Here is a 7,135-nt window from a genome sequence, read left to right as displayed (position 1 = left end):
GCGCAGCTCGTCGCCGCGGCCCTGGGTGCGGTCGCGCTGGCCGCCGTTGCCCTTCCCGTCGCCGCGCCCGCCGTCGCCACGTGCACCGTCACCGCGTGCGCCGTCTCTGCGGCCGCCCTCGCCGCGACCCCCGTCACCGCGGTTGCCCTCTCCGCGGCCGCCGCCTCGGCGGGAGCCGTCGCCCGGTGACTGGGCGGGGGTCTCGTCGTCCAGGCGCAGGGTCAGGGAGATGCGCTTGCGGGGGATGTCGACGTCGAGGACCTTGACGCGGACGATGTCGCCTGGCTTGGCCACGTCACGCGGGTCCTTGACGAAGTTTCGCGACATGGCCGAGACGTGGACCAGGCCGTCCTGGTGGACGCCGATGTCCACGAAGGCGCCGAAGGCGGCGACGTTGGTGACCACGCCCTCCAGGATCATCCCCGAGGACAGGTCGGAGAGCTTCTCGACGCCCTCCTTGAAGACGGCGGTCTTGAAGGCGGGTCGCGGGTCGCGGCCGGGCTTCTCCAGCTCGCGCAGGATGTCGGTGACCGTCGGCAGACCGAACGTCTCGTCGGTGAAGGTCTCGGGCTTCATCGAGCGCAGGGCCGCGGTGTTGCCGATCAGCGACTTGAGGTCGGTCTTGGCCGAGGTGAGGATCCGGCGGACCACCGGGTAGGCCTCCGGGTGCACGCTCGACACGTCGAGCGGGTCGTCGCCCTCGCGGATGCGCAGGAAGCCCGCGCACTGCTCGAACGCCTTGGGCCCGAGCCGGGGCACCTGCTTGAGCGCGGCGCGCGTACGGAAGGGGCCGTTGGAGTCGCGGTGGCGGACGATGCTCTCGGCGAGCGTGGAGCCGATGCCGGACACGCGCGTCAGCAGGGGCGCCGAGGCGGTGTTGACGTCGACCCCGACGGCGTTGACGCAGTCTTCGACCACCGCGTCGAGCGAGCGGGAGAGCTTGGACTCGGCCAGGTCGTGCTGATATTGGCCGACGCCGATGGACTTGGGGTCGATCTTGACCAGCTCGGCCAGCGGGTCCTGGAGCCGGCGGGCGATCGAGACCGCGCCGCGCAGGGACACGTCGAGCTCGGGCAGCTCCTGCGACGCGTACGGCGAGGCCGAGTAGACCGAGGCCCCGGCCTCGGAGACGACGATCTTGGTGATCGACGGCATGTGCTTGACCAGGTCACCGGCCAGCTTGTCGGTCTCGCGGGAGGCGGTGCCGTTGCCGATGGCGATCAGCTCGACCCCGTGGCGCTGCGCGAGCGCGCCCAGGACGGCCAGCGACTGGTCCCACTGCCGCTTGGGCTCGTGGGGGTAGATGGTCGCGGTCTCGACGACCTTGCCCGTGGCGTCGACCACGGCGACCTTGACCCCCGTACGCAGACCGGGGTCGAGGCCCATGGTCGCCCGGCTCCCGGCGGGGGCGGCGAGCAGCAGGTCGCGCAGGTTGGTCGCGAAGACCCGCACCGCCTCGTCCTCGGCCGCCTGCCACAGCCGCATCCGCAGGTCGATGCCGAGGTGCACGAGGATGCGGGTGCGCCAGGCCCAGCGCACGGTCTCGCCCAGCCACTTGTCGGCCGGCCGACCCTGGTCGGAGACGCCGAACCGGGACGCGATGCGCATCTCGTATTCGGGGCTGTCGTCCGGCTCCAGCGCGACCGACAGCACCTCCTCCTTCTCACCCCTGAACATCGCCAGGATCCGGTGCGAGGGCAGCTTCGTGAACGGCTCGCCGAACTCGAAGTAGTCGGAGAACTTGGCCCCCGCCTCCTCCTTGCCCTCGCGGACCTTCGACACGAGCTGCCCGCGGCTCCAGAGCTGCTCGCGCAGGCCGCCGATCAGGTCGGCGTCCTCGGCGAACCGCTCGATCAGGATCGCCCTGGCCCCCTCCAGCGCCGCGCCCGCGTCGGCCACACCCTCGGTGACGAAGCCCTCGGCCGTGGCGGCGGGGTCGAGCGTCGGGTCGCCGAGCAGCTGGTCGGCCAGCGGCTCCAGGCCGAGCTCGCGCGCGATCTGCGCCTTGGTGCGCCGCTTGGGCTTGTACGGCAGATAGATGTCCTCGAGCCGGGCCTTGGTCTCGGCCGCCATGATCTGCTCGCGCAGCTCGTCGTCGAGCTTGCCCTGAGACTCGATCGACTCAAGGATCGCCGCCCGCCGCTCCTCCAGCTCGCGCAGGTAGCGCAGGCGCTCTTCGAGCGTGCGCAGCTGCGCGTCGTCGAGGGTGCCGGTGACCTCCTTGCGGTATCGCGCGATGAACGGCACGGTGGCGCCGCCGTCGAGCAGCTCGACGGCCGCCTGCACCTGGCCGTCGCGTACGCCCAGCTCTGCCGCGATCCGCTGGTGAATAGAGAGCACTTGCCTGCCTTTCGATGGTCCCGCCGGTCAATTGTGCAGGACGACGCCGTCTTTCATGACCAGAGTGCGCGCAGGGTGAACGACCACGGCCTCCGCCGCGCCCCCGCACGGCACCACGACCAGGTCTGCCCGGTCGCCCGGGGACAGGCCGTACGACTCCAGCCCGAGCGCGCGGGCGCCGCCGTAGGTGGCGGCCTCCAGCGCCAGCTCGATGTCCTCGTCCCTGCGGAACGTGCTGCGGTAGGCGACGTGCATCGCCCGCTCCAGCATGTCGCCGCTGCCGTAGGGCCCCCACAGGTCGCGGATGCCGTCGTGGCCGCAGGCGACGGTGACGCCCGCGGCCCGCAGCTTCTTGATCGGCGGCACGGGGAAGCTGTAGACGGCCGCGGTCGCGATGGCGACGCCCGCCTCGGCGAACCCCTGGACCAGGCGGTCCTGGTAGGCGTCGTCGAGCTGGCCGAGCGCGTACGCGTGGCTGACCGTCACCCGGCCGCCCAGCCCCAGCGCCCGGGTGCGCTCGGTGATGAGCTCGAGCTCCCACCCGCCGAGCGACCCGCCGTCGTGCAGATGGAGGTCGAGGTGGGCGCCGTAGCGCTCGGCCAGGCCGAAGACCAGGTCGAGGTGGCGTACGGGGTCGCGGTCGATGCCCGCCGGGTCGAGCCCGCCGACCGCCTCCACGCCGCTCTTCAGCGCCTCTTCGAGCAGCTCGGCCGTGCCGGGGTTGATCAGCACGCCGTGCTGGGGGAAGGCCACCTGCCGAACGTCGACGGGGGAGGAGGCGGCCGCTTCGAGCACGGCCTCCACACCCCGCAGCCCCACCTGGGGGTCGATGTCGGTGTGGGTGCGGACGTGGGCTGTGCCCGCCGCGCTCATGCGCGCCAGCAGCGCGCCGATCCGCTCGGCGCTCGGCACGCCCAGCTCCGCGCGGCGGCCGAGGTCGTTTCCGATGCGCCCGGCCAGCGTGTCGTCGGCCGAGTGGGGGACCCACGGGCCGCCGTAGAGGGTCTTGTCGAGGTGACAGTGCGCCTCGACGAGACCGGGCAGCACGAGCTGCCCGGCGATGTCCACGATCCGGGCGCCCGGCGCCTCGACGCCCGGGGCGACGAGGTGGATCCGGCCGTCGCGGACGAGGATGTCGGCGGGGGCGTCGCGCCCCCAGGGGTGCCCGCCGCGGAGCAGCACGTCGGTCATGGCAAGCACCCTAAACGGCGGCGCCGACGATTTCCGCCTCCCGGCCGGGATCGGCCGCGACTGGTCACGTTCTCGGGGCGGCGGCCCGCGAAAGACCCTCACCGTTTTTCGGCCGCGAACGGTCGCGGCGGGCCGCGAAAAGCGCCGCGGACGGTCGTGCTCAGTCGCGGCGGGCCGCGAAAAGCTCCAGGTGGTAGCAGTATCGGCAGCGGTAGGCGTCGATCTCCCACTTCGGCCGGCCCATCAGCTTGGCGCCGCCGAAGATCCCGCGCTCCAGCGCGCCCTCGACCCATCTGGCGAAGCCCGGAGAGTTCTCGCCCGAGTCTCGGATGAACCCGGCCTCGAGCCCCTCCTCACCGCAGTGCGTACAGTGTAAGTTCGGCATGCCTATACAGGTTAGTCAGATCTCGTCCAGGTGGGAGATGTTCGCCACGTCGGCGGACTCGGCGCTCGGCCGCCCCGCCAGCCAGGCGTCGAGGATCTCGTCGAGCACCACCTCGGACGTGAGCCGCAGGCTGAGCGCCAGCACGTTGGCGTCGTTCCACTTCCTGGCCCCGTCGGCGGTGTAGGCGTCCACGCACAGCGCCGCGCGGATCCCGGGCACCTTGTTCGCCGCGATCGAGGCGCCCGTGCCGGTCCAGCAGCAGACCACCGCCTGGTCGGCCCGCCCCTCGCGCACGTCGCGCGCGGCCAGCTCGGAGGCCCACGCCCAGTCGTCGCGCTCCTCCTCGCTGAGCGCGCCGTGGGTGACCACCTCGTGCCCCCGCCTGCGCAGCTCCGACACGACCCGCTCGGCCACCCCGTCCTTGCTGTCGGCGGCCACCGAAATCCGCATGTGCCCTCCCGTTCCGACCTCAGGTGTATCAAGGGCCGCGGCGTAGACGCCAGCACATGCCCTGGACTGGCTAAATGAGATGAAGTGTGCTTGGTTGTGTCGCCATATGAATATTGACGAGAGCGACATTCCGGCGCTCGCCCGTGGGTGCGCCGTCCTGGGCACCGGCGGCGGTGGTGACGTGCGTACCGGATCGCTGGCGGCGATCGGGGCCGTCCGCGAGTACGGCGAGGTCCCGCTGATCGGCCTGGACGAGCTGGACGACGACGCGCTGATCGTGCCGCTGTCGGGCATCGGGGCTCCGACCGTGAGCCACGAGATGATCCACAGCGCGGACGAGCCCAAGCGCATCGCCGAGGAGATCGAACGCCTCTTCGGCCGTTCGCCGAGCGCGATCATGTCCTCCGAGATCGGCGGCTCCAACGGGGTCGCGCCCGTCGCCTGGGCCGCCCGGCTCGGCCTGCCGCTGCTCGACGCCGACGGCATGGGGCGGGCGTTCCCCGAGGTCCAGATGGTGTCGATGTACGTGGCGGGGCTGCCGGCCGACCTGGTGATCATGTCGGACATCATCGGCAACGTGGTGACCATCCGCCCGGTAGACGGCCTCTGGTCGGAACGGCTGGCCAGGGCGGTCTGCGTGGCCGCGGGCTCGTCCGCGCTGATGGCCGACTACGTGCTCACCACCGCACGGGCCAGAGGCGCGGTCATCGAGGGCACGGTGACCCGCGCCATCGGGATCGGCAGGGCCACGGAGGGCGCGGCGGACCCGCTCGGCGCGCTCCAGGGGAGCCTGGGCGCCGCCCGGCTGATCACCGGCAAGCTGACGGACGTGGAGCGGCGCACCACGGGCGGGTTCGTCCGGGGGACGGCCACGATCGAGGGCACCGGCGAGGACCGGGGCCGCCGCCTCACCCTGGAGCTGCAGAACGAGAACCTGGTCGCCCTGGAGGACGGCCGGGTGCGGGCCATCGTGCCCGACCTCATCACCGTCGTGGACACCGAGACGGCCGCCGCCGTCCAGACCGAGGGGCTCAGGTACGGCCAGCGCGTCACGGTGCTCGCCTGGCCGTGCGACCCGCTCTGGCGCACCCCCAAGGGCCTGGAGACGGCCGGGCCCCGGGCGTTCGGATACGACCTGGACTACGTTCCCGTCGAGGAGCTGACGGCGCATGGCTGACCTGCGGGTGGGGATCGACGTCGGCGGCACGAACACGGACGCGGTGGTGCTCGACGCCGACGGCCGGGTGATCGCCAAGGCCAAGCGCCCGACCACCCCCGACGTGACGGAAGGGCTGCGGGCCGCCCTGGACGCGGTCCTCGGCGAGCTCGGCGAGGACGAGGGCCGAACGCGGATCGGCCGGGTCATGCTCGGCACCACGCACGCGACCAACGCCCTCCTCGAGCGGCGCAACCTCGGCCGCGTCGCCGTGCTGCGGCTCGGCGCGCCCGCCACCACCTCCGTCCCGCCGCTGTCCGGCTGGCCCGGCGACCTTCGCGCGGCCGTCTCGGCGGGGGAGGCCATCGTGCCCGGCGGCCACTACGTGGACGGCCGCGAGATCGGCCCGCCGGGGCTCGACGCCGTGCGCCGCTTCCTGGACGGCCTGGAGGCCGACGCCGTGGCGGTCACCGGCGTGTTCAGCCCGGCCAGCGGCGATCACGAGCGCGTCGTCGAGGAGCTGATCAAGGCCGAGTACGGCCTGCCGGTCTCGGTGAGCCACGAGATCGGCTCGCTCGGGCTGCTGGAGCGCGAGAACGCCACCGTGCTCAACGCCGCCCTGTACGGCGTCGCCGCCCACGTGACCGAGGCCCTGGTCACCGCGCTGGCCGAACGGGGCCTGGGCGCGAAGCCGTACCTGGCGCAGAACGACGGCACGCTCATGACGCTGGAGCACGCCGCCCGGCTGCCGGTCTCGACGATCGGCTCGGGTCCGGCGAACTCCCTGCGCGGCGCCGCGTACCTGTCGGGGGTCGCGGACGCGATCGTGGTGGACGTCGGCGGCACCTCCACCGATCTCGGCGTGCTGGCCGGCGGCTTCCCGAGGGAGTCCGCGGCGGCGGTCGAGATCGGCGGGGTGCTGACCAACTTCCGCATGCCCGACATCCTGGCCATCGCGCTCGGCGGCGGCACGGTCGTCCGCAATCCGGGCATCGGCCCCGACTCGGTGGGTTACCGGATCGTCGAGGAGGCGCTCGTGTTCGGCGGCTCCACGGTGACGATGACCGACGCGGCCGTGGCGGCGGGCCGGACCCCGGACGAGGCGGCCGGGTGGCGCGAGCGCCTCGAGGCCGCCGTCCGGGCGCGCGACTCGGGTGACATGTCGGAAAGAATGGCAGACACCCTGCAAAGAGCGGTGGCCGTCGCGGACGAGATGATCATCGACGCGGTGGACCGGATGGCGCTCGGCAAGACGGACAGACCCCTGGTCGCGGTGGGTGGCGGGGCCTTCCTGCTGCCCGACGCCATCCCCGGCGCGAGCCGGGTCGTCCGCCCCGAGCACGCCGAAGTGGCCAACGCCGTGGGCGCCGCCATCGCACTCGCGAGTGGCAGAGTGGATACGATCTTGCCTGCGGGAGATAGCCGGTCAAAAGCGATCGAAAGGGCCAAAGAGGAGGCGGCGGCGCGAGCCGTCGCGGCGGGGGCGGAGCCCTCCGGCGTAGAGATCGTGGACCTTCTCGAGGTGCCGCTGAGCTACCTCTCCGAGCCCGCCGTGCGGGTACACGTCAAAGCAGCCGGACCACTCGCCCGGTGACAGACCGAAAGGATCCCCC

General features: G+C 72.5%; 6 protein-coding genes. 2 read left to right on the top strand and 4 right to left on the bottom strand.

Annotated elements, in window-relative coordinates:
- The 4 genes from ACWDX9_RS35505 to ACWDX9_RS35490 form a co-directional block, all read right to left on the bottom strand.
- The coding region (locus ACWDX9_RS35505; protein ID WP_449961845.1) for a Tex family protein at nucleotides 1-2,340 on the bottom strand (2,340 nt) is incomplete at its 3' end.
- A gap of 27 nt (nucleotides 2,341-2,367) precedes the next feature.
- Nucleotides 2,368-3,531 carry an amidohydrolase gene (locus ACWDX9_RS35500; RefSeq protein WP_449961842.1) on the bottom strand — a complete coding sequence of 388 codons (1,164 nt, stop codon included), beginning with the start codon at nucleotides 3,529-3,531 and terminating at the stop codon, nucleotides 2,368-2,370.
- Between the two features lie 160 nt (nucleotides 3,532-3,691).
- On the bottom strand, nucleotides 3,692-3,916 hold the full coding sequence (locus tag ACWDX9_RS35495; protein WP_387582138.1) for a hypothetical protein: 225 nt from the start codon (nucleotides 3,914-3,916) through the stop codon (nucleotides 3,692-3,694).
- A gap of 15 nt (nucleotides 3,917-3,931) precedes the next feature.
- A complete protein-coding gene (locus ACWDX9_RS35490; protein WP_355199435.1) occupies nucleotides 3,932-4,366 on the bottom strand; it encodes an RpiB/LacA/LacB family sugar-phosphate isomerase in 435 nt (144 codons plus the stop codon).
- A gap of 106 nt (nucleotides 4,367-4,472) precedes the next feature.
- Here ACWDX9_RS35490 and ACWDX9_RS35485 point away from each other — a divergent pair, with 106 nt between their 5' ends.
- Together ACWDX9_RS35485 and ACWDX9_RS35480 are read left to right on the top strand one after the other, a co-directional pair.
- Nucleotides 4,473-5,543 carry a DUF917 domain-containing protein gene (locus ACWDX9_RS35485; protein ID WP_449961838.1) on the top strand — a complete coding sequence of 357 codons (1,071 nt, stop codon included), beginning with the start codon at nucleotides 4,473-4,475 and terminating at the stop codon, nucleotides 5,541-5,543.
- Nucleotides 5,536-7,116, top strand: a complete 1,581-nt coding sequence (locus ACWDX9_RS35480) for a hydantoinase/oxoprolinase N-terminal domain-containing protein (RefSeq protein ID WP_449961835.1) — start codon at nucleotides 5,536-5,538, stop codon at nucleotides 7,114-7,116. Before ACWDX9_RS35485 ends, ACWDX9_RS35480 begins: the two co-directional genes overlap by 8 nt.
- Nucleotides 7,117-7,135: the final 19 nt, after the last annotated feature.

The sequence above is a fragment of the Nonomuraea sp. NPDC003201 genome (genome assembly GCF_053590415.1).
The sequence above is the reverse complement of the archived record's forward strand: the minus strand, read 5'-3'. Positions and strand labels throughout refer to the sequence as shown.